Raw genomic sequence first — 22290 nt, 5'->3', positions numbered from 1 at the left:
TGCCAGAACGCTGACCGTCGGTCAACGCTCACACGATGGCTGCCCCGTCGCGATCCGCGTCCAACGGATCGACGATCTCGCCCTGTGCGGTCAACGTGCCCTGCGCCAGCCGGATCACCCTCGGGGAGACCGGCGGCTCCAGGTCGGCCACCGCGCGCAGGCCGGAAAGGACGTCATCGGGTCGCACGGACGGGGTGACCTGCCGGACGACCAGTTCGAGTATCGCACACGACACGCCCGGTGCCCCGGAAGGCGTCTCGACGGACCGGATCACATCGATCTTCATGACTGCCGCGCGGGCGTCGAAGGTGCGCCGCCCCTGCTTCGTCATCCGCTCGACCTGAACCTCCCCCGCCGCCGCGAAAGCGGCCACGGCGCGCTCCAGCACGGCCGGCTCCACCTCCGGCAGCTCGATCCGCCAGTACGACGCCTCGATCCGGTCGGCCAGGCTGCCCCCGGCGGCGACGACCGCGTCGAGGACGTCGAGCCCGGGCGAGAGCGCGGCGTCCAGCGCCGCCCGGAGCTGCCCCGGGTCGACCGGCTCCCGCAGCCCGATCTCCAGGTACTCCGCCTCGCTGGCCACCCCGGTCGGGGCCGCGCTGGCGTACGAGATCTTGGGGTGCGGGGTGAAGCCCTGGGAGAAGGCGATCGGCACCCCGGCCCGCCGCAGCGCCCGCTCGAACGCGCGGGCGAAGTCGCGGTGCGAGGTGAACCGCAACGGCCCACGCTTGGCGTACCGGATGCGGACGCGCTGGACGACCGGCGCCTGCCCGCCCTCCGGCTGTGGTTTCCTACTGATCGTCGTGCTCCTCGGATCGGTTGATCATCCCGCGCGGGGGGATCACTGCGGGGTGGGGGCGGGAATCCGCAGCCCGGCACCGTTGACCGGGGTCAGTGGGAGCAGCTTCCTGCCCGTGGGGCCGATCTGGATCTCGGTGTCCATCGACGGGCAGACGCCGCAGTCGAAGCACGGGGTCCACCGGCAGTCGTCCTGCTCGTACTCGGACAGGGAGTCCTGCCAGTCCTGCCAGAGCCAGTCCTTGTCCAGGCCCGAGTCCAGGTGGTCCCAGGGCAGGACCTCCAGCTCGTCGCGCTGGCGGGTGGTGTACCAGTCGAGGTCCACGCCGAAGGCCGGCAGCACCTCGGTCGCGGCGTCCACCCACCGCTGGTACGAGAAGTGCTCGCTCCAGCCGTCGAACCGGCCACCGTTCTCCCACACCCGCCGGATGACCGCGCCGACCCGGCGGTCGCCCCGGCTGAGCAGGCCCTCGATCAGCGACGGCTCGCCGTCGTGGTAGCGGAAGCCGATCGCCCGGCCGAGCGAACGGTCGGCGTTGATCGCCTGCTTGAGCAGCCGCAGCCGGTGGTCGATGACCTCCGGCCGCTCCATCGACGCCCACTGGAACGGGGTGTGCGGCTTCGGCACGAACCCGCCGATCGAGACCGTGCAGCGGATGTCCTTGCTGCCGGTGGCGGCCCGGCCCGCCCGGATCACCTCGTGCGCCATGTCCGCGATCTCCAGGACGTCGGCGTCGGTCTCGGTGGGCAGGCCGCACATGAAGTAGAGCTTCACCTGCCGCCAGCCGTTGGTGTACGCGGTGACGACGGTGCGGATCAGGTCTTCCTTCGACACCATCTTGTTGATGACCTTACGGATCCGCTCCGACCCGCCCTCGGGGGCGAAGGTCAGACCGGTGCGCCGGCCGTTGCGCGACAGCTCCTGGGCCAGGTCGATGTTGAACGCGTCCACCCGCGTCGACGGCAGCGACAGCGACACGTTGGTGCCGGCGTACTGCTCGGCCAGGCCCGAGCACATGTCGCCGATCTCCGAGTGGTCGGCCGACGACAGCGACAGCAGGCCCACCTCGTGGAAGCCGGAGAACTCCAGCCCCTGCTGCACCATCTGCCCCACGGTCGTGATGGACCGCTCCCGCACCGGCCGGGTGATCATGCCGGCCTGGCAGAACCGGCAACCCCGGGTGCACCCCCGGAAGATCTCCACCGCGTACCGCTCGTGGACCGTCTCGGCCAACGGGACCAGGGGCTTCTTCGGGTACGGCCAGGCGTCCAGGTCCATCGTCGTGCGCTTGTGCACCCGGAAGGGCACGTCCGCCCGGTTCGGCACCACCCGCTGGATCCGGCCGTCGGGCAGGTAGTCCACGTCGTAGAAGCGCGGCACGTAGACGCTCTCCGTGCGGGCCAGCCGCAGCAGCAGCTCGTCCCGGCCGCCCGGGGAGCCCTCGGCCTTCCACTCCCGGACGATCGCCGTGATCTCCAGGACGGCCTCCTCGCCGTCGCCGAGCACGGCGGCGTCAACGAAGTCGGCGATCGGCTCCGGGTTGAACGCGGCGTGCCCGCCGGCCACGATGACCGGGTCGGCGTCGGTGCGGTCGGCCGCCAGCAGCGGAATGCCCGCCAGGTCGATCGCGGTGAGCAGGTTGGTGTAGCCCAGCTCGGTGGAGAACGAGACGCCGAACACGTCGAAGTCGCGCACCGAGCGGTGGGCGTCGACGGTGAACTGCGGCACGCCGTGGGCGCGCATCAGCTTCTCCAGGTCGGGCCAGACCGCGTACGTCCGCTCGGCCAGCACGTCCGGCAGCTCGTTGAGCACCTCGTAGAGGATCTGCACGCCCTGGTTGGGCAGGCCCACCTCGTACGCGTCGGGATACATCAGCGCCCAGCGCACGACGACCTCGTCCCAGCCCTTGACCACCGCGCCCAGCTCGCCACCGACGTACTGGATGGGCTTGGTCACCTGGGGCAGCAGCGGCTCCAGACGGGGCCAGATCGACGGCTCCACGGCGGGACGCGGCGTGGTGGACGGAACGCTCATGATGCCCAAGGGTACGCGTCCGCCCGCCGGCCGCCGCGTCGCGCCCACCGCGCCCGCCCGGCCCCAGCCGGAAGAACGTCCGGTCCCGCGGCGCGGCCCGGTCACCGCTGCGGGATCTCCCGGCTCCCGGCGTGGGCAAGCGGGCCGCGAGCCTGGTCACGGTCGCCCCGGACGTGGGCGGATCGCCGCCGGTGGCACGCCGGTACTAACCTCGGACCGGCGCGAGAGGAGATTGCCGCGATGCCGCACCCGCAGCCGGGAGCAGATCGACCGGCCGACGGGGGCACCCCGGCCGTCGACCAGGACCAGGGCCCGGCGGTCGCCGGAGAGGCGGCCCCCTCCCCCGTACCATCGCCCGTCGCACCGACCCCGCACGGCCCCGCCGAGCCTGCCGACAGCGGGCAGGCCGACCCCACGCAGGCCGGGCAGACCGACACCGAGCAGGTCGACACCCAGCAGGTCGGCACCCAGCGGGTCGAGCCGGTCGATGCCGTGCCGGTCCCCTCCGCCGAGCCGGCGACCGACACGACGGCGACCGACGACACGACCGCGACCGACACGACGGCGACCGGCTCCACAGCGACCGGCTCCACGGCGACCGACGACACGACGGCCCCGGTCGAGACGGCGGCCATGGAGCACGCGCCGACCGACCCGGAGACGCCGACCGACGGAGAACCGAGGACGAACGGCGCGACCGGCGCCGACGGAGAGCCGCCGACCGGCGGTACGACGAGGGCCGACGGTGCGGTGAGGGCCGACGGCGCGGCGACCGACGGGGCGACCGGCGACAGCACGGAGGTGACCGACGGGGCGATCGACCACGGAACCGACGCGACCAGGACCGCCGCGCTCCCCGACGGCGGGGCCGCCGAGGCGACCGTCCCGGTCGCGGACGCCTCGCCGGAGCCCGGTTCGTCGCCGGGGCCGGAGCCCACCCGGGTCGATCCTGCCGGCGCCCACGGGGCACCTCCCGCGCCGCCTCGACCGGTCGGCTCCGCCACCCCGGCGCGCCCCGGCCCGGACCCGACCCGGATCGCCCCCACCCCGCCGCTCCCCGGCCCGGACCCGACCCGGGTCGAGCCCACGCCGCCGCGGCCCGCCCTCGGCCGGGCCGGTGTGACCTCGCCGGCCTTCGCCCCGGGCCGTGCCAGGGCCAGCAGGCCGACCCCCACCCCGGACCCGACGAGGATCGAGGCCCACCAGGACGCGAAGCTGGGCTCGCGCCCGGACGCCACGAGGCTGGATCCCGGCCCGGACGCCCCGGAATCCGCCGCACGCCCGGACGCCACGAAGCTGGACGCGCGTCCGGACCGGACGACCGTCGACCCCGCCGCCGCCGAGCCGCCCGCGCCCCGCTTGCGCGGGTCCGCGTCGGTCCCGCCGCCGGTCCCGCGCAAGCGGAGCTGGGGGGAGTCCGCCGTGTTCACCCCGCCTGCCCCTCCGCCGTCGACCCCGCCCCCGGCTCCGCTGCCGCCCGCACCCGTCGGGCACGGGCCGCTGCCGCCCCCGGAGAGCCAGGTTCCGGTGGACCCGTGGGCCGGCGTGGACACCGGCAGTTGGGACCTGCACGCCGCCGAACTGCCCCCGCTGCCGCCGACCACGCCGTACCCCGCGACGCCACCCACCCGGCAGTACCCGGGGCCGGCGGCCGGCTCGGCACCCGTCGTCGGTCGCGGCACCCCGGCGGCGTCCCACCCGGTGACCCCGCCGCAGCCGGCCCGGCCCGTGTCGCCCGCTGCCCGGCCCGTCAGCCCACCGCCGGCCGCCCGGTCCGCCCCGCCGCCCATGGCCCGGCCGCTGCCGCCGGCACCCGCCCGGCAGGTGTCGCCGCCCCGGCAGGTGTCGCCTCCGCCGGCCCGACAGGTGTCACCCCCGCCTGCGGCTCGCCCGGTGGCACCGCCCCCACCGCCTCCGCAACAACGCCGGCCCGCCCCTCCCCCGCCCGCGCCGAAGGCCCCCCGCCGACGCCGGCGGCGCTGGCCGTGGGTGCTGCTGTTGAGCATCGCCTGCTGCTGCGGCTGCCCGGCGTACTGGGTGAAGCCGATGTGGGAGCAGTATCCGGCGAAGGCGGCGCTGCCTGCGCAGATCGCCGACCTGTCGCTGCGCGAGGACGCCCGCAGCAAGGCCACCGCGAACCAGCTCGAGGCCGAGACGCGCGAGGCGCACCTGCTGGCCGAGGACACCTTCGCCGGCGTGTACGCCTCGTCGGCCGGCAAGCCCGTCGTCGTGTTCGGCGGCACCGGCTTCCGGTTGACCCCCGAGAGCGACGCGGACGACGAACTGGCCCGGCTCAAGCCGCGATACCAGCTCGGCGATCCGCAGGTGGTCGACACCGACGTCCGGGGGCGGTTCGCCCGCTGCGCCGTCGGCGCGCTCGACGCCACCGCCGTCGTGGTCTGCACCTCGGTCGACCACGGCAGCCTCACCACCGGGATCTTCACCCAGCTCTCCGTGGACGACAGCGCCCGGCTGCTCGACGAGATGCGCGAGCAGATCATCACCCCGGAACAGGTGGGCTCCAGCGCGACGTGACGCGCCCCGCCCGGCCGGCGGGCGACGGGAGGCGGACCAGCGGGCGGCGGGTCCGCGCCGGTGGTCTCGGGTGCTCGGGTTTTCCGGCTTCCGGGCCGGACGGCGGCCGACCCGGGCCACAATCGGGGCATGCCGCGGCGTTGGCTCTTCGCCGATCAGCTGGGGCCGCACTTCCTCGACGACCGCCGCCAGCCGGTCCTGCTGATCGAGTCGAAGGCGGTCTTCCGCCGCCGCGTCTACCACCGGCAGAAGGCGCACCTGATCCTCTCCGCGCTGCGCCACCGCGCCGCCGAGCTCGGTGCGCAGGCCACCTACCTGCGCACCGAGACGTACGCGGAGGGGCTGCGCAAGGTCCGCGAGCCGGTCGAGGTGTGTCATCCCACCTCGCGCCGGGCCCTGGAGTTCGTCCGGCGGCGGGACGGGGTGACCGTGCTGCCGCCGCGCGGCTTCGTCACCAGCCTGGACGACTTCGCCGAGTGGGCCGGTGGGCGGCGCGGCGCGCTGCGGATGGAGGCGTTCTACCGGTTCGCCCGCGAGCACCACCGGGTGCTGGTCGACGGCGACGAGCCGGTCGGCGGCCGGTGGAGCCTGGACGTCGAGAACCGGGAGCCGCCGCCGAAGGACGGCAGGCTCGCCGTCCCCGCCGCGCCGGTGCCGAAGGAGGACGACATCGACGCCGAGGTCCGCGCCGACCTCGACCGCTGGGAGCGGGAGGGCATCCGGTTCGTCGGCCGGGACGGGCCACGGCGCTTCCCGGCCACCACGAAGGAGGCCCAGGCCCGGCTGCGCCACTTCCTGCGGCACCGGCTGCCGGCCTTCGGCCCGTACGAGGACGCGATGCTCTCCACCGACCCGTGGCTGGCGCACAGCATGCTCTCCTCCTCGTTCAACCTCGGCCTGCTCGACCCCCTCGACGCGATCCGGGGCGCGGAGAAGGCGTACCGGAGCCAGGGCGCGCCGCTGGCCAGCGTGGAGGGCTTCGTGCGGCAGGTCCTGGGCTGGCGGGACTTCGTCTGGCACCTGTACTGGCACTTCGACGCCGGTTGGCGGCGCAGCAACGCGCTCGCGGCCCGCCGCCCGGTGCCCGGCTGGTTCCAGGAGCTGGACGCCGACGCGGTGCAGGCGCACTGCCTGTCGGACGTGCTGGCCGGGGTGCGCGACCACGGCTGGGTGCACCACATCCCCCGGCTGATGGTGCTCGGCAACTACGCCCTGCAGCGCGGCTGGCGGCCGGCCGAGCTGGTGGAGTGGTTCCACACCCGCTTCGTGGACGGCTACGAGTGGGTGATGACCGCCAACGTGGTCGGCATGAGCCAGTACGCCGACCTGGGCCGGATGACCACCAAGCCGTACGTCTCCGGCGGCGCGTACGTCAACCGGATGAGCGACTACTGCGGCGGCTGCCGGTACGACCCGCGCAAGCGGCTCGGCGCGGACGCGTGCCCGTACACGGCGGGGTACTGGGCGTTCCTGGACCGCAACCGGGACCGGATCCCGGCGAACGCCCGGATGGCCCGCACGATGAAGCAGCTGGACCGCCTCGCGGACGTCGACCGGGTCGTGGCGCAGGAACGCCGCCGCGGCAACGACGCGCCGTGACGACCCGCCCCGCAGAACCGACCCGCCCCTTGGGAACGGCCGTAGAAACGGCGCGACCCCGGGAGGCCGGGCGTGCTCGGGCGGGTCAGGCCCCGGCCGGGGGCTCGCCGGCGACCGGCGCGTTCGCGCGCGGCGGGGCGTAGCGCGGGACGTACTCCTGACCGGTGAGCTTCTGGATCTCGCTCATCAGCTCGTCGGTCATCTCGCGCAGCGACGTCCGGTCGTCGGGGCGACCGGTGAAGTCCAGCGGCTTGCCGAACCGGACGATGATCTTCGACCTGCCCGGCCGGGGCACCCGGGCGCCGATCGGCTGGGCCTTGTCGGTGCCGATCATGCCGACCGGGATGATCGGCACGCCGGCCGCTACGGCCAGCCGGGCAGCGCCGGTGCGCCCCCGGTAGAGCCGCCCGTCGGGCGAGCGGGTCCCCTCCGGGTAGACGGCGACCAGGTCGCCGCCCCGCAGGGCCGGGATCGCCGCGTCGAACGCGGACAGCGCGGCCCGGCCGCCGGCCCGCTCGACGGGGATCGCCCCCAGGCCGGTGAGCACGAACTTGGAGAAGGCACCCTTCACGCCGGTGCCCTTGAAGTATTCCGACTTCGCCCAGAACGCCAGGTGCCGGGGCACGACCGTGCCGAGGAACAGCTCGTCGGCGACCGAGAGGTGGTTGCCGGCGAAGATCGCGCCCCCGGTCTCCGGGATGTGCTCGAGCCCCTCCACGGTCGGTCGGAACGCCAACCGGAGCGTGGGTGCCACGGTGAGCTTGCCGATGGTGTAGAGCAGCGGCACTGGTCCTCCGGGGTCGTGCTGGGACAGGCGGCCGTGCGGTGACGGCCGGTCGGGCCGGTAACCAGCGGTCGGGCCGATACCGGCGGTCGTACTGGCACGGGTGTTGTCACGTTAGCCGACGCTGTCGAGCCCGCCCGCACGGGTCGCCGCCGCGCCCGCTCCGTGGCCGCCGCGACCCTTCCTGGCCGCCCCGACCTTTCCTTGCCGCCGCGACCGTTCGATGGACGCCGCAGCCGATGGCCGGCACCGCCCCGGGCCGTCACACGACGCGGCCCGGGGCAGTTAGGAGGGGCCCCTTCCTATACAGAAAGCGTTAACAGGGGGCCCCTCCTTACACCTCAGGCGCGGCGCACCGCGACCGTCACGCGGTCGCCGTCGCCGACCTCGCCGGCGAAGCCGGGCCGGTCGGCCCGGTCGGCGAGGTCGGCGTCCTCCGCCACCACCTCGATCGAGTCGGCGAGCACCTCGCGGGCCACGAAGTCCCGGTAGGCCGCCACCGCCGCCCGGACCTCCGCCGACGCCGACAGCGTCAGCGCGATCCGGTCCGACACGTCCAGGTCGGCGTCGCGGCGGGCCTGCTGCACCACCCGCACCACGTCGCGGGCCAGCCCTTCGGCGGCCAGCTCCGGGGTGACCTCCGTGTCGAGCACGACCACGCCCTCGCCGCCGGGCAGCGGCGCGGAGTGCTCGGCGTCGGCGGCGACCAGGCGCAGCTCGTACTCGCCCTCGGCGAGGGTGACCCCGGCGGCGACGGGGGCGCCGTCGACCAGCTCCCACTCGCCCGCCTTGACCGCCTTGATCACCTGCTGTACCTGCTTGCCGACGCGGGGCCCGAGCGCCCGGGGCACCACGGTCAGCACCTGCTGGCAGTAGCTGGTGACCTCCTCGGAGAACTCCACGACCTTCACGTTGACCTCGTCGGCGACCAGGTCGGCGAACGGGCGCAGCTGCGCCGCCACCGGCGAGGCCACGGTCAGCTTCGACAGCGGCAGCCGCACCCGCAGCCCCTTGGCCTTGCGCAGCGACAGCGCCGCCGAGCAGACGTCCCGGACGGCGTCCATCGCCGCGACGAGGTCGTGGTCGGCGGGGAACTCCTCGGCCGCCGGCCAGTCGGTCAGGTGCACCGACCGCTCGCCGGTGAGGCCACGCCAGATCTCCTCGGCGGTCAGCGGCGCCAGCGGCGCCACCACCCGGCACAGCGTCTCCAGCACCGTCCAGAGCGTGTCGAACGCGTCGGCGTCGCCGGACCAGAACCGGTCGCGGGACCGGCGGACGTACCAGTTGGTCAGCGCGTCGAGGAACGACCGGACCGTCGCGCAGGCCCCCGAGATGTCGTACGCGTCGAGCTGCGCCTGCGCCGTGGCGACCAGCTCGTTCGTCTTCGCCAGCACGTACCGGTCGAGCAGGTGGGTGGAGTCCACCCGCCGCTTCGCCGTGTAGCCGTCGGCGTTGGCGTAGAGCGAGAAGAAGTACCACACGTTCCACAGCGGCAGCAGCACCTGCCGGACGGCGTCGCGGATCGACCCCTCGGTGACCGGCATGTCCCCGCCGCGCAGCACCGGCGACGACATCAGCATCCAGCGCATCGCGTCGGAGCCGTACGAGTCGAAGACGTGGTAGACGTCCGGGTAGTTGCGCAGGCTCTTGGACATCTTGCGCCCGTCGGAGCCGAGCAGGATGCCGTGGCTGAGGCAGTTGCGGAACGCCGGCCGGTCGAACAGCGCCGTGGCCAGCACGTGCATGGTGTAGAACCAGCCGCGGGTCTGCCCGATGTACTCGACGATGAAGTCGCCCGGGTAGTGGTGCTCGAACCAGTCACGGTTCTCGAACGGGTAGTGCACCTGGGCGAACGGCATCGAGCCGGACTCGAACCAGCAGTCCAGCACCTCCGGCACCCGGCGCATCGTCGACCTGCCCGTCGGGTCGTCCGGGTTGGGGCGCACCAGGTCGTCGACCGCCGGCCGGTGCAGGTCGGTCAGGCGTACGCCGAAGTCCCGCTCGATCTCGTCGAGCGAGCCGTAGACGTCGAGGCGCGGGTAGTTCGGGTCGTCGGACTTCCACACCGGGATCGGCGAGCCCCAGAACCGGTTGCGGCTGATCGACCAGTCCCGGGCGTTGGCCAGCCACTTGCCGAACGAGCCGTCCTTGATGTGGCCCGGCGTCCAGTTGATCTGCTGGTTCAGCTCGACCATCCGGTCCTTGAACTGCGTCACCGCCACGAACCACGACGACACCGCCTTGTAGACCAGCGGCGTGTCGCAGCGCCAGCAGTGCGGGTAGGAGTGGGTGTAGGTGTCCTGCCGCAGCACCACCCCCCGCTCCTTCAGCTCCCGGATCACCGGCTTGTTGACGTCGAAGACCTGCTCGCCCTGGTACGGCGGCACGAGCGCGGTGAACCGGGTGTGGTCGTCGACGGTGACGACGGTCGGGATGCCGGCGGCGTTGCAGACGTTCTGGTCGTCCTCGCCGAAGGCGGGGGCGAGGTGCACGATCCCGGTGCCGTCCTCGGTGGTGACGAACTCGGCCCCGAGCACCTGGTACGCGTTCTCGCCGGCCCGGGAGACCAGGAAGTCGTACAGCGGGGTGTAGCGGCGGCCGACCAGGTCGCGGCCGTACACGGTCCCGAGCTGCTCGTACCCCTCCAGCTCCTTCGCGTACGCGCCCAGCCGCGCCGCGCCCACGACGAACCGGTCGCCGTCGCGCTCCAGCACCGCGTACTCGATGTCGGGGCCGACGGCGAGCGCCAGGTTCGACGGCAGCGTCCACGGCGTGGTGGTCCACACGCCCAGCCGGACCGGCCCGCGCAGCAGCTCGGGGGCGGCGTCGTCGGCGGTCAGCTCGAACCACACGGTCAGCGTGGGGTCGTGCCGGTCCTTGTAGACGTCGTCCATCCGGGTCTCGGTGTTCGACAGCGGGGTCTCGCACCGCCAGCAGTACGCGAGCACCCGGAAGCCCTCGTAGACCAGGCCCTTGTCGTGCAGGGTCTTGAAGGCCCACATGACGCTTTCCATGTAGTCCAGGTCGAGGGTCTTGTAGTCGTTGGCGAAGTCGACCCAGCGGGCCTGCCGGGTGACGTACCGCTCCCAGTCCTGGGTGAACTCCAGCACCGAGGTGCGGCACGCCTCGTTGAACCGGGCCACGCCGAGGTCGAGGATCTCCGCCTTGCTGGTGATGCCGAGCTGCTTCTCGGCGACGACCTCGGCGGGCAGGCCGTGGCAGTCCCAGCCGAAGCGCCGCTCGACGTGCCGGCCCCGCATGGTCTGGTAGCGGGGCACCGCGTCCTTGACGTACCCGGTGAAGAGGTGGCCGTAGTGCGGCAGGCCGTTGGCGAACGGCGGGCCGTCGTAGAAGACGTACTCGTTCTTGCCGTCGTCCCCGGCGGGGCGGGCCTCGACGGACGCCTCGAAGGTCTTGTCGGCCGCCCAGTGCTCCAGCACCCGGCGCTCGACCGCGGGCAGGTCGGGGCTCGCCGGGACGCCGGCGGCGGTCGGGTCGTGCAACGGATAGGCCATCGGGGGTCGCTCTCCTCGCGCAGCTCACTCAACTGTGGGTCTGCGAGGACGAGCCCTTTTCCGGTACGCCGTCACCGGCGCGCCGGGGAAGGCCCGCGGTACCACCCCGCTTGGCGGCCAGGATCGACCGCCCGCTCGTTGCCGGCTGTGACGGGCCGGACCCGTCCGGTTCTACTGGGCCGGGTTGCGCCGGCTGTTCTTCCGGAGGCTCACCGGTGATGGCCGGGTCGTCGCCTTACTGAGGGTCAAGGATACGCGATCGGCGGCGGCGCCCGCCGCCGACTTAACTGCCCCGCCCGGCCCCGGGCGGTTACCGTCTCGCGCACCACGGCAACCGCCCGCGGACCGGGTCGGGATCAGGTCAGCGGCCCGGGGCGGGCAGGGTGGTGGTCCAGAGCGACGCCCCGTCGCGGTCGCGCAGGTGCACCGTGAACGCGCCCGACTCCCCGTCGATGGCCACCTCGCCGAAGTGCTGGAAGCCCTCGGCCGGCGACGTGTTCGCCCGCGGCGGGGCGTTGACGAAGACCGCCTTCGGGCCGAACGTGCCGTCCAGGGCGTTCGGCCCGAACGCGCCCGCGTGCGCCGGCCCGGAGACGAACTCCCAGAACGGGGTGAAGTCCGCCACCGCCGCCCGCGCCGGGTCGTAGTGGTGCGCCGCCGTGTAGTGCACGTCGGCCGTGAGGAACACGATCCCGGTCACCCCGGCCCGGTGCGCCGAGCCCAGCACCTCGGCGAACTCCAGCTCCCGCCCGGCGGGCGCGCCGGGGTCGCCCTGCGCCACGCCCTCCTGCGCCGACCCGTCCGGCACCACCAGGCCGATCGGCAGGTCGTTGGCGATCACCTTCCACGTCGCCCGGGACCGCTTCAGCTCCCGGACCAGCCACGCCCGCTGCTCCCGGCCGAGCAGGCCACGCTCCGGGTCGGCGTACGTGTTGCCGTCGTTGGGGTCCTTGTAGGTGCGCATGTCCAGCACGAACACGTCCAGCAGCGGCCCGTACGACAGCTTCCGGTACAGCGGCCCGCCCGCCGGCACCGGCAGCCACTCGCCGAACGCCTGCCGGGCCCGCGCGGCGAGCACGTCCACCCGCTGCTCGGTGTACCGGGCGTCGGCCAGGACCTCGCCGGGATACCAGTTGTTGGTCACCTCGTGGTCGTCCCACTGGTTGACCTGCGGCACCTCGGCGACGAACGCCCGCAGGTGCTCGTCGAGCAGGTTGTACGCGAACTGCCCCCGGTACTCGGCGAGGGTCTCGGCGACCTTGCTCTTCTCCGGGGTGACCAGGTTGCGCCAGATCCGGCCGTCGGGCAGCGTCACCGTCTCGGCGAGCGGCCCGTCGGCGTACACGGTGTCGCCGCTGCACAGGAAGAAGTCGGGGCGGACGGACCGCATCGCCTGGAAGATCCGCATCCCGCCGAAGTCGGGGGCGATGCCCCACCCCTGCCCGGCGATGTCGCCGGTCCAGACGAACCGCACGCCCCGCCGGCCGTGCGCGCCGGGCGCGGTGGCGAACGAGCCGACCAGCGGCTCGCTGCGCACTCCGTGCCGGTCCAGGCTCTCCACCGACACCCGATAGTGCAGCCGCTCGCCGCACGGCAGGCCGCGCACCCGCACCCGGCCGGTGTGGTCGGCGGACGGGTCGAGCACCGGGCCGCGCAGCAGCCGCGCGCCGCGCAGGTCGGGCCGGCGGCTCACCTCCACCCACATCCGGCCCGGCCGGTCGGCGCGGGTCCACACCAGCGCCGAGTCGGCCGTGACGTCGCCGCTCTGCACGCCGTGGGTGAGCACGGGCCGGCCGGAGGGCCGCCAGGCGGGCGCGCCTGCCGGCGGGGTCGCCCCGGCGCCGGTGGCCTGGGCGCCGGCCGCGCCGAACAGGGCGCCGCCGGCCAGGCCCGCCCCGGTCGCGAGGCCGGCGCGCAGCAGGGTACGTCGGTCGAGAGAAGTCATCTGTCCCCTCCACGGGAAGTTGGTCACCAGTGGTGTACCGGGGGCAGGTGTGCTGTCGCGGCGGGCCGGATGACCGGCGGGGGAAGGCCGACTGACCAGTCGGGGGCGCCGTGCCCCCGCGCGCCGCCGGGATGACGCGCGTCACACCGCGAGCCGTCACATCCGGGCCCTCGCCGACCGTCGTGACGGGTGCATGCTCACGACGATGGGAGGCACGATGAGCCGGATCGACCTGACGGCGGTGGCGCCGGAGGCCTACCGGGCGGTGTCCGGGCTGGAGCGCTACGCCCGGGACAACGTCGACCACACGGTGCTGGAGCTGGTGAAGCTCCGGGCGTCCATGCTGAACGGCTGCGCGTTCTGCGTGGACATGCACAGCCGGGAGGCGCTCGCGGCGGGCGAGTCCAGCCGGCGGCTGTTCGCCGTGGCCGCCTGGCGGGAGGCGCCCTTCTTCGACGAGCGGGAACGCACCGCGCTCGCGCTCACCGACGCGCTCACCCGCCTCGGCGAGCACGGGGTGCCCGACGACGTGTGGGACGCCGCCGCGAAGGTGTGGTCGGACAAGGAGTTGGCGGACCTGACGGTCGCGATCGCCACCATCAACGTGTGGAACCGGATCGTGGCGGCCACCCGACGCCGCCCCTCGACGCACGAGTGACGGCACCGGGGGCGCGGCTGGCCGGGAGCGGGTGCGGGCCCGGCCGCGCGCCGCTTCCGCCGGCGGAGCCGGGCCGGGCGACGGCAGCCGACGCGACGGGGGCGGCCGGCGCGCTCGACGCGCACCGGCCGATGCTGCTCGGGCTGGCGTACCGGCTGCTCGGCAGCCTGCACGACGCCGAGGACGTGCTCCAGGACGCCTACCTGCGGTGGCTCGGCGCCGACCGGGCGGCCGTGGCCGAGCCGCGCCGCTACCTGTCCCGGGTGGTCACCCGGCTGGCGATCGACCGGCTCCGCGCGCGGCAGGCGGCCCGGGAGACGTACGTCGGTCCGTGGCTGCCCGAGCCGGTGGCCACCGCGCCCTCGCCCTTCGGGCCGCCGGCCGAACCGCCCTTCGGGCCACCCGAGCACGCGGAGCTGCGCGACTCGCTCTCGCTGGCGCTGCTGCACCTGCTGGAACGGCTGACCGCGCCGGAGCGCGCCGTCTACGTGCTGCGCACCGCGTTCGCGCTGCCGTTCGCGGAGATCGCCGAGATCCTCGGCCGGTCGGCGGCGGACTGCCGGCAGCTGCACCACCGGGCGACGGACCGGGTCGCCGCGGACCGCCGCCGCTTCACCGCGGGCCCGGGCGAGCAGCGGCGGCTGCTCGACGCGTTCCTCGCCGCCGCCCGCGACGGTGACCTGGCCCGGCTGACCGCCCTGGTGGCCGACGACGTCACGGCGTGGAGCGACGGCGGCGGGCGGGTCCGGTCGGCCCGCAACCCGGTGCGCGGGGCGGACCGGGTCGCCCGCTTCTTCGCCGGCGTCCACGGGCCCCGCAGGCGGCAGCCGCCCCGCCTCGCCCCGACCGAGCTCAACGGCCAGCCGGGGGTCGTCATCCACTGGCCCGACGGCCGGCGGTACGCGCTGGCCGTGGCCGCCGCCGACGGCCGGATCACCGGCCTCTACCTGGTCGGCAACCCGGACAAGCTCGCCGGACTGGCGGCGTGAGGCGACCGGGCGGGCGGCACCGCCGCCCGCCGGTCGGATACCCGTCAGTCCGGCTCGGGAACCCGTCAGTCCAGCTCGGGGAACCAGAGCGCGATCTCGCGCTTGGCGCTGTCGGTCGAGTCGGAGGCGTGCACCAGGTTCTCCCGGTTGGACAGGGAGAAGTCGCCGCGGATGGTGCCGGCGGCGGCCCGGCGACCGTCGGTGCTGCCGATCATGCCGCGCACGACCTCGATGACCTGGTCGCCGGCGAGCACGAGCGCCACCAGCGGGCCGCCGGTCATGAAGCCCTTCAGCGGCGGGTAGAACGGCTTGTCGACGTGCTCGGCGTAGTGCTGGTCGGCGAAGTCGCCGTCCATCGTCCGGGACACCATGGCGTCGATCCGCAGGCCCTTGCGCTCGAAGCGGGAGAGGATCTCGCCGACCAGGCCACGGCGGACCGCGTCGGGCTTGATCAGGACGAGGGTGCGCTCGTCCGGGCTGCTGCTGGACACGCTGGGTTCCTCCTGTGCGCGGAAGGCGGCTCGGCTGGGTACGGTCAGCCTAGCGACCCGGTCCCGGCGCCGGCGCGGCGGCTGCTCTTTCCCTGGGTCGCCGATCCGGCCTAGCCTGGCCCTTGACTCCAGGGAGGTCCACTGTGGCTAACGGGAACCGACCCATCGCGCCGGTACGCAAGCTCATCGCCGCGGTGCTCGGCACCGTGGCGACCTTCGTGGTCCTGTTCGGGCTGGGCATGACCAGCTGGGCGATCGTGGCGCTCGGCGTGGCGCTGGTGGTGCTGGCGATCGCGCTGGCCACCGTGCGCGGCGGCGGGCGCACCTGGGTCGTCGGCGTCGGGCACGTGCACAGCGCCTCCGAGCCCCCCACCACGTATGCGTTCGGCCGCTGCGAGCTGCAACTGGTCATCGACGCGCCGGGCATGCCGCCCCGGTCGAAAAAGATCATCGAGCCGAGGGTGCCGGTGGCGAAGTGGCCGTCGGTCGGCCAGTCCCTGCCGATCCGGGTGGCCCTGGACGACCAGCGCCACGTCCGGGTCCTCTGGGACGACGTGCCCACCCACGCGGAGACCGCCGCCGCGGCGGCCGCCGACCTGCCGCCCGAGTTCGGCGGCCCCGACCCGGTCGACGAGGTGCTCATCGGGCAGGAGGCGCCGCCGTGGGCCGACCGGGGCCCGGACGACGACTACCACGACGACCCGCGCGACCCGTCGGCACCCGACCCGCTGCGCGACGACCTCCACCCGCTGCACGACGACCTCGGCCCGCTGCCGGAGGACCGGGAGCCCGTCGTGATGCACCACCGCCCCGGCGGACCGGTCGTGCTGGAGGGGACGCTGGTGGAGCCGAGCGCCGGCCAGTTGCCCCGCCGGGCGACCCCGGCCCCCCGTTCCCCGGCCGAGGAGCGCTTCGCGGCGACCGAGGAACGGTTCGACCCGGCCGACGAGCGGTTCGAACCGACGGTGCCGGTGGAGACCATCGACGCGGGCCCCGCGCCCGCCGACCCGGTCGACGCGCGCCCCTCCCTCGACCCGATCGACGTGCCGCTGGACGACCCGGGCACCCGGCCGGCGCCCCTGGACCAGGCCGAGCTGGACGAGGCGATCTTCGGCTACGACCCGGAGGCCGAGCCGGCCGACGCCGCCGCCCCGATCAGCGGCGTCGGCATCACCCTGCTGGTCACCGACCTGGGCCGCTCGCTGGAGTTCTACCGGGACACGCTCGGCTTCACCGAGGTCGACCGGGGCTCCGGCAACGCCGTGCTCGCCTCCGGGGCGACCCGGCTGGTGCTGCGCGAGGTCGCCGGTGCCGCCCCCATGAGCCGCCGCCTCGTCCACGTCAACCTGGAGGTCGACGACATCCAGGGCGCGTACGAGCGGATGCGCGACTCCGGCGTCCGCTTCACCTACGCCCCCCGGGTCGTCAACCGGGGCACCAAGCTGGAGGTGTGGGCGGCGGCGTTCCGCGACCCGGACGGCCACGGCGTGGCCCTCACCCAGTGGCGCACCCGCGCCGACGCCTGAGGCGCAAGGAAGGGCCCCCTGTTAACGCATTCGGTAGAGCAGGGGGCCCTTCTTAACACCCACCGGCGGCTCAGCGGCCGAGGATCACCCGGCGCACGTGCAGGGCGTAGCCCCAGACCAACGCGAAGATGATGCCGAGCGCCAGCAGCGACCAGTGCAGCAGCCCGGCGAGCATCAGCGCCCCCTGGAGCACGGTGCCGGCGTGCCACGCCCACGGGCGGCGCATCATGCCGGCGAGCGCCACCGCCGCCACGGCCAACAACACGATCACCGCGACGGCCGCGCCGCTGAGCTCGCCGCCGACCACCCGGATCGGCTGGATGGCGAGCAGCAGCACCAGCGCCTCCAGGCCCAGCGTCCCCGCCCCGAGGCCACGCACGGCCCCCGCGGGGTTACGCAGCCCGGACCGCCGCTGCCCCGCCGTCTCGCCGCCCGAGCCCCCGTCCCCGCCCGCACCCGCAGTGTCGCCGCCCGAGCCCAGCCCGTCGCCGCCCGAGCCCGCCCCGTCGTTCGCGTCCGCGCCGGACCGGCCGGGCCCGGCCGGCGACGAGGGGTCCCTGGGGGACGTCATCGCTTGAGCAGCCGGCGGGCGTCGGCCACGGTCACCACCGAGCCGGTGATCAGCACGCCGACCCCGGCCAGTTCGCCGGGCACGTCGGACTCGGCCTGGGCCACCGCCGCCTCGATCGCGTCGGGCATCTCCTCGGCCACCTCCACCCGGTCCGCCCCGAAGACCTCCCGGGCCAGCTCGGCCAGCTCCTGCTCCGGCATCGCGCGGGGCGAGGAGTTGCGGGTGACCACCAGGTGGTCGAGCACCGGCTCCAGCAGCTCCAGCAGGCCCGCCGCGTCCTTGTCGCCGAGGACGGCGAGCACGCCGACGAGCTTGCTGAACGCGAACTCCTCCTGCAGCGCGGTGACCGTGGCGGCCATCCCGTGCGGGTTGTGCGCGCCGTCGAGCAGGATCGTCGGGGCGGTGCGCACCTTCTCCAGCCGGCCGGGCGAGCTGACGGCGGCAAAACCCTCCCGGACGGCCTCGACGTCGAGCTGCCGCTTCGCCCCCGCCCCGAGGAACGCCTCCACGGCGGCGAGCGCCACCGCCGCGTTCTGCGCCTGGTGCGCGCCGTGCAGCGGGACGAACATCTCCTCGTACACCCCGCCGAGTCCCTGGATGTCCAGGACCTGGCCGCCGACGGCGACCGACCGGCGCAGCACGCCGAACTCGGACCCCTCGCGGGCGACGGTCGCGCCGACCTCGGCGCAGCGCTCCAGGATCGGCCGGGCGGCCTCTTCCTCCTGCGCCGCGCAGACCACCGTGGCCCCCTTGTGGATGATTCCGGCCTTGTGCAGGGCGATGTCCTGGAGCGTGTCGCCCAGCCACTCGGTGTGGTCGAGCCCGATCGGGGTGAGCACCGCCACCCCGGCCTGGATCACGTTCGTGGCGTCCTCCGCGCCGCCGAGCCCCACCTCGACCACGGCGACGTCCACCGGGGCGTCGGCGAACGTCGCGAACGCCAGGGCCGTCGTCATGTCGAAGTACGTCAGCGGCTCGGCGGAGCGCTGGTCGACCAGCTCGGCCAGGGGGGCGATCTCGCGGTACGTGGCCACGAACCGGTCCTCGCCGACCGGCTCCCCGTCGAGGCTGATCCGCTCGCGGACGCTCTCCAGGTGCGGGCTGGTGTAGCGGCCGGTGTGCAGCCCGAACGCCCGCAGCAGCGAGTCGATCATCCGGGCGGTCGAGGTCTTGCCGTTGGTCCCGGTGAGGTGGATCGACGGGTACGCCCGCTGCGGGCTGCCGAGCAGGTCGAGCAGCGTCTCGATGCGGTCCAGCTCGAAGTGCATGCGGGTGAAGCCGCGCCCGTTGAGCGCGGCCTCCACCTCGGCGAACTCGGTGCGGCCACCGTCGCCCCCACGGGCGCGGTCGGTGCGGTCGGTGCGGTCGGTCACGAGGGCAGCGCCTCCAGAGCGGCGTCGATGCGGACCAGGTCGGCCTCGGCGGTGGCCAGCCGCTCGCGGATCTTGGCGACCACCGGCTCCGGGGCCTTCCCCACGAACGCCGGGTTGTCGAGCTTCGCCCGGGCCTGGGCGACCTCCTTCTCGGCCGCCGCCCGGTCCTTGGTGAGCCGGGCCCGCTCGGCGGCCACGTCGATCGACCCGCGGGTGTCCAGCGCGACGCTCACCTCGCCGGGCATGGCGAGCGTGGCGCTGGCCTGGAAGTCGTCGGCGGGCGGGTCGAGCCGGACCAGCGACCGGATCAGCCGCTCGTGGCCCGCGATGCCCGCGCCGGCCAGGCCGTCGAGCCGCGCGACCACCCGCTGGGTGGGCCGCAGGCCCTGGTCGGACCGGAAGCGCCGGATCTCGGTCACCACCCGCTGGACGGTGCCGACTTCGCCCTCCGCGGCGTCGTCGATTCCGGTACGGTCGGCAGCCGGCCAGGCGGCCGTCATGACCGTCTCCCCGCCGGTGAGGGCGATCCACAGCTCGTCGGTGACGAACGGGATCACCGGGTGCAGCAGCCGCAGCAGCTGGTCGAGCACGTGCCCGAGCACCCGGCGGGTGGCGTCGGCCCCCGGCCCACCCTCGGCGAGCACCGGCTTGCTCAACTCCACGTACCAGTCGCAGACGTCGTCCCACGCGAAGTGGTAGAGCAGGTCACAGACCTTCGCGAACTCGTACGCCTCGAACTGCTCGTCCACCTCGGCGGTGACGTGCGCCAGCCGGGACAGGATCCACCGGTCGACGGTGGAGAGCTCCCCGGCGGCCGGCAGCGGCCCGTCGACGTGCGCGCCGTTCATCAGCGCGAAGCGGGTGGCGTTCCAGAGCTTGTTGCAGAAGTTGCGGGAGCCCTGGCACCAGTCCTCGCTGACCGGGACGTCCTGGCCGGGGTTGGCGCCCCGGGCGAGGGTGAACCGGGTCGCGTCGGCGCCGAACCGGTCGATCCAGTCCAGCGGGTCGACCACGTTGCCGAACGACTTCGACATCTTCTTGCCGTGCTCGTCGCGCACCATGCCGTGCAGGGCGACGACGTCGAACGGCTGCCGGCCGTCCATCGCGTAGAGGCCGAACATCATCATCCGGGCGACCCAGAAGAACAGGATGTCGTAGCCGGTGACCAGGACGCTGGTCGGATAGAACTTCGCCAGGTCCGGCGTCTGCTCGGGCCAGCCGAGCGTGGAGAACGGCCACAGCCCGCTGGAGAACCAGGTGTCCAGGACGTCCTCGTCCTGGTGCCAGCCCGCGCCGGTCGGCGGCTCCTCGTCGGGGCCGACGCAGACGATCTCGCCGTCCGGGCCGTACCAGACGGGGATGCGGTGGCCCCACCACAGCTGGCGGGAGATGCACCAGTCGTGCATGTTGTCGACCCACGCGAAGTAGCGCTTGGCCAGCTCGGCCGGCTCGATCTTCACCCGGCCGTCGCGCACCGCGTCACCGGCCGCCTTCGCCAGCGGGCCGGTGTTGACGAACCACTGCAGCGACAGCCGCGGCTCGACCGTGGTCTTGCACCGGGAGCAGTGACCGACGGCGTGCACGTACGGCCGCTTCTCGGCCACGATCAGGCCCTGCTCGCGCAGCGCGGCCACGATCGCCGGCCGGGCCTCGTAGCGGTCCAGGCCCTGGAACGGGCCGTGGGCGGTGATCACCCCGCGCTCGTCCATGATCGCCAGGGCCGGCAGGCCGTGCCGCTGGCCGATCTCGAAGTCGTTCGGGTCGTGCGCCGGGGTCACCTTCACCATGCCCGTGCCGAAGGCCGGGTCGACGTGCTCGTCGGCCACGATCGGGATCCGCCGGCCGGTCAGCGGCACCTCGACCTCGGTGCCGATCAGGTGCTGGTACCGCTCGTCGTCGGGGTGCACCGCCACGGCGGTGTCACCGAGCATCGTCTCGGCCCGGGTGGTGGCGACCACCACGTCGGCCGAGTATCGGATCGAGACCAGCTCGCCGTCGTCGTCGGTGTGCTCGACCTCGATGTCGGACAGGGCCGTCAGGCAGCGCGGGCACCAGTTGATGATCCGGTTGGCGCGGTAGATCAGCCCGTCGTCGAAGAGCTTCTTGAACATGGTCTGCACGGCCCGGGAGAGGCCGGCGTCCATGGTGAAACGCTCCCGGTCCCAGTCGACGGCGTCGCCGAGGCGACGCATCTGGCCGAGGATCGCGCCGCCGGACTCGGCCTTCCACTGCCACACCCGCTCGACGAACTTCTCGCGGCCCAGGTCGTGGCGGGACAGGCCCTCCCCCGCGAGCTGCCGCTCCACCAGGTTCTGGGTGGCGATGCCGGCGTGGTCCATGCCCGGCAGCCACAGCGCCTCGTAGCCCTGCATCCGCTTGCGCCGGGTCAGCGCGTCCATCAGCGTGTGCTCGAACGCGTGGCCCATGTGCAGCGAGCCGGTGACGTTCGGCGGGGGGATGACCACGGTGAACGGGGGCTTGTCGCTCTGGGCCGACGCCCGGAACCGGCCGCCGGCTACCCACTGCTCGTACCGTCGCTGCTCTACCTCGCCCGGCTGGTACTGGGCGGACAGGGTCGGGGCGTCGGGGCGTCGGGCATCCAGTCTCTCGGTCACCCTCAAAGTCTACGGAGCGCTTCCGAGGACCTGACGTGCGCCACCTGTTGTTCGCGTACGGTGTCGGCTATGTCCGACGCGCATCTCACGCAGCGTTCGCTCGCCGACGAGCCCGAGCCGATCGACCTCACCGAGGAGCCGATCCGGCTCGGCAACCAGGACCCGGAGGACGGCCCCGGCCGCGCGCCCCGATCCCGGCGTCGGCGCATCGTCCTCGCGGTGGTGTTGGCGGCCGGCCTCGCGGGGGTGGGCGCGCTCGGCATCGCCGGCTGGCGGGTGGCGCAGCAGAAGGACACCGAGCTGTCGAGCCCCGACACCGTCGCCGGCCTGCGACGGGACGACAGCGAACGCGCCCGCAGCACCGCCGAGTACCTGCGCGACGGGTTGTCCGCCGACATCGACCTGGACCGCAGCTTCGGCACCGTCTACCGGGACCCGGCGGACGACAAGCGGTCGGTGCTCATCTTCGGCGGTACGACCCTGCTCTGGCAGCCGGAACGCGACCTGGACACCCTGTTCCGCCTCATGACGGACGAGACCGGGAAGGTCACCGGCCTGCGGGAGGTCTCCCCCGGCCGGTTCGGCGGGGTGATGAAGTGCGGCACGACCAGCGGTGAGGGCGGTGACTTCGCGATCTGCGGCTGGGCCGACCACGGCAGCGTCGCGATGGCGATGTTCCCGGGCCGGCCCGTGGACTCCGCCGGTGACCTGCTGCGCCAGATCCGCGAGGGGATCCAGACGCGCTCCTGATCCCGCCCGGGGATCCGCGATCCGCTGGCGGCTCCCCGGGCCGGTTCCGGCAAGCGGGTTCGTCGCCGCATCTGGCCCCGGACGCGTTTCAGGGCCACCCCGGTTA

The 22290-nt window shown here is 73.9% G+C and carries 15 protein-coding genes; 6 read left to right on the top strand and 9 right to left on the bottom strand.

All coding sequences use genetic code 11. The features are described from left to right. Nucleotides 1–28 precede the first annotated feature (28 nt). Both ACVMYR_RS15065 and ACVMYR_RS15060 read right to left on the bottom strand, forming a co-directional pair. Nucleotides 29–742, bottom strand: a complete 714-nt coding sequence (locus tag ACVMYR_RS15065; RefSeq protein ID WP_077938717.1) for a TIGR03936 family radical SAM-associated protein — start codon at nucleotides 740–742, stop codon at nucleotides 29–31. A gap of 99 nt (nucleotides 743–841) precedes the next feature. Then, nucleotides 842–2833 (bottom strand): TIGR03960 family B12-binding radical SAM protein, encoded by a 1992-nt coding sequence (locus tag ACVMYR_RS15060; RefSeq protein WP_077938747.1) that lies wholly within the window; start codon nucleotides 2831–2833, stop codon nucleotides 842–844. Between the two features lie 240 nt (nucleotides 2834–3073). Between ACVMYR_RS15060 and ACVMYR_RS15055 the strand changes: the two genes are divergently transcribed. Both ACVMYR_RS15055 and ACVMYR_RS15050 read left to right on the top strand, forming a co-directional pair. After that, on the top strand, nucleotides 3074–5368 hold the full coding sequence (locus ACVMYR_RS15055) for a hypothetical protein (RefSeq protein ID WP_457122066.1): 2295 nt from the start codon (nucleotides 3074–3076) through the stop codon (nucleotides 5366–5368). Nucleotides 5369–5497: 129 nt separating this feature from the next. Continuing rightward, nucleotides 5498–6967: a cryptochrome/photolyase family protein gene (locus ACVMYR_RS15050; protein WP_457122065.1), complete on the top strand. Its 1470-nt coding sequence runs from the start codon at nucleotides 5498–5500 to the stop codon at nucleotides 6965–6967. Between the two features lie 85 nt (nucleotides 6968–7052). On the opposite strand, the gene ACVMYR_RS15045 is transcribed toward ACVMYR_RS15050, so the two are convergent. The 3 genes from ACVMYR_RS15045 to ACVMYR_RS15035 all read right to left on the bottom strand — a co-directional run bounded on the left by ACVMYR_RS15045 (nucleotide 7053) and on the right by ACVMYR_RS15035 (nucleotide 13211). Further along, nucleotides 7053–7754, bottom strand: coding sequence for a lysophospholipid acyltransferase family protein (locus tag ACVMYR_RS15045; RefSeq protein WP_457122064.1), 702 nt, complete (start codon nucleotides 7752–7754; stop codon nucleotides 7053–7055). Between the two features lie 338 nt (nucleotides 7755–8092). Beyond that, nucleotides 8093–11266: an isoleucine--tRNA ligase gene (gene ileS, locus ACVMYR_RS15040; RefSeq protein WP_457122063.1), complete on the bottom strand. Its 3174-nt coding sequence runs from the start codon at nucleotides 11264–11266 to the stop codon at nucleotides 8093–8095. 361 nt (nucleotides 11267–11627) lie between these two features. Continuing rightward, a complete protein-coding gene (locus tag ACVMYR_RS15035; protein ID WP_457122062.1) occupies nucleotides 11628–13211 on the bottom strand; it encodes an alkaline phosphatase D family protein in 1584 nt (527 codons plus the stop codon). A 217-nt stretch (nucleotides 13212–13428) separates the two neighbouring features. On the opposite strand from ACVMYR_RS15035, the gene ACVMYR_RS15030 reads away from it, so the two are divergent. Beyond that, nucleotides 13429–13869 carry a carboxymuconolactone decarboxylase family protein gene (locus ACVMYR_RS15030; protein WP_396787666.1) on the top strand — a complete coding sequence of 147 codons (441 nt, stop codon included), beginning with the start codon at nucleotides 13429–13431 and terminating at the stop codon, nucleotides 13867–13869. After that, nucleotides 13818–14858 (top strand): RNA polymerase sigma factor SigJ, encoded by a 1041-nt coding sequence (gene sigJ, locus ACVMYR_RS15025; RefSeq protein ID WP_457122061.1) that lies wholly within the window; start codon nucleotides 13818–13820, stop codon nucleotides 14856–14858. Before ACVMYR_RS15030 ends, sigJ begins: the two co-directional genes overlap by 52 nt. A gap of 65 nt (nucleotides 14859–14923) precedes the next feature. On the opposite strand, the gene ndk is transcribed toward sigJ, so the two are convergent. Further along, nucleotides 14924–15349 carry a nucleoside-diphosphate kinase gene (ndk, locus tag ACVMYR_RS15020; protein ID WP_043966706.1) on the bottom strand — a complete coding sequence of 142 codons (426 nt, stop codon included), beginning with the start codon at nucleotides 15347–15349 and terminating at the stop codon, nucleotides 14924–14926. Between the two features lie 143 nt (nucleotides 15350–15492). On the opposite strand from ndk, the gene ACVMYR_RS15015 reads away from it, so the two are divergent. Then, nucleotides 15493–16875, top strand: a complete 1383-nt coding sequence (locus ACVMYR_RS15015; protein WP_431893429.1) for a VOC family protein — start codon at nucleotides 15493–15495, stop codon at nucleotides 16873–16875. 70 nt (nucleotides 16876–16945) lie between these two features. Here the strand turns inward: ACVMYR_RS15015 and ACVMYR_RS15010 are convergent, their stop codons facing one another. From ACVMYR_RS15010 to ACVMYR_RS15000, 3 genes are all read right to left on the bottom strand, one after another. Then, on the bottom strand, nucleotides 16946–17446 hold the full coding sequence (locus ACVMYR_RS15010; RefSeq protein WP_431893427.1) for a DUF4233 domain-containing protein: 501 nt from the start codon (nucleotides 17444–17446) through the stop codon (nucleotides 16946–16948). Beyond that, nucleotides 17443–18714, bottom strand: a complete 1272-nt coding sequence (locus ACVMYR_RS15005) for a bifunctional folylpolyglutamate synthase/dihydrofolate synthase (protein ID WP_228986781.1) — start codon at nucleotides 18712–18714, stop codon at nucleotides 17443–17445. Before ACVMYR_RS15005 ends, ACVMYR_RS15010 begins: the two co-directional genes overlap by 4 nt. A gap of 101 nt (nucleotides 18715–18815) precedes the next feature. Further along, entirely contained in the window at nucleotides 18816–21434 is a 2619-nt protein-coding gene (locus ACVMYR_RS15000) for a valine--tRNA ligase (RefSeq protein WP_043966699.1), read from the bottom strand. Between the two features lie 69 nt (nucleotides 21435–21503). Here ACVMYR_RS15000 and ACVMYR_RS14995 point away from each other — a divergent pair, with 69 nt between their 5' ends. Next, the gene (locus ACVMYR_RS14995; protein ID WP_077938706.1) at nucleotides 21504–22184 is read left to right on the top strand and encodes a hypothetical protein; all 681 of its coding nucleotides are present in this window, start codon (nucleotides 21504–21506) and stop codon (nucleotides 22182–22184) included. Nucleotides 22185–22290 lie beyond the last annotated feature (106 nt).

It is taken from the genome of Micromonospora sp. PTRAS2, from assembly GCF_054052245.1.
Note: the sequence above shows the minus strand (reverse complement) of the source record. Positions and strands in the feature narration are given on the sequence as shown.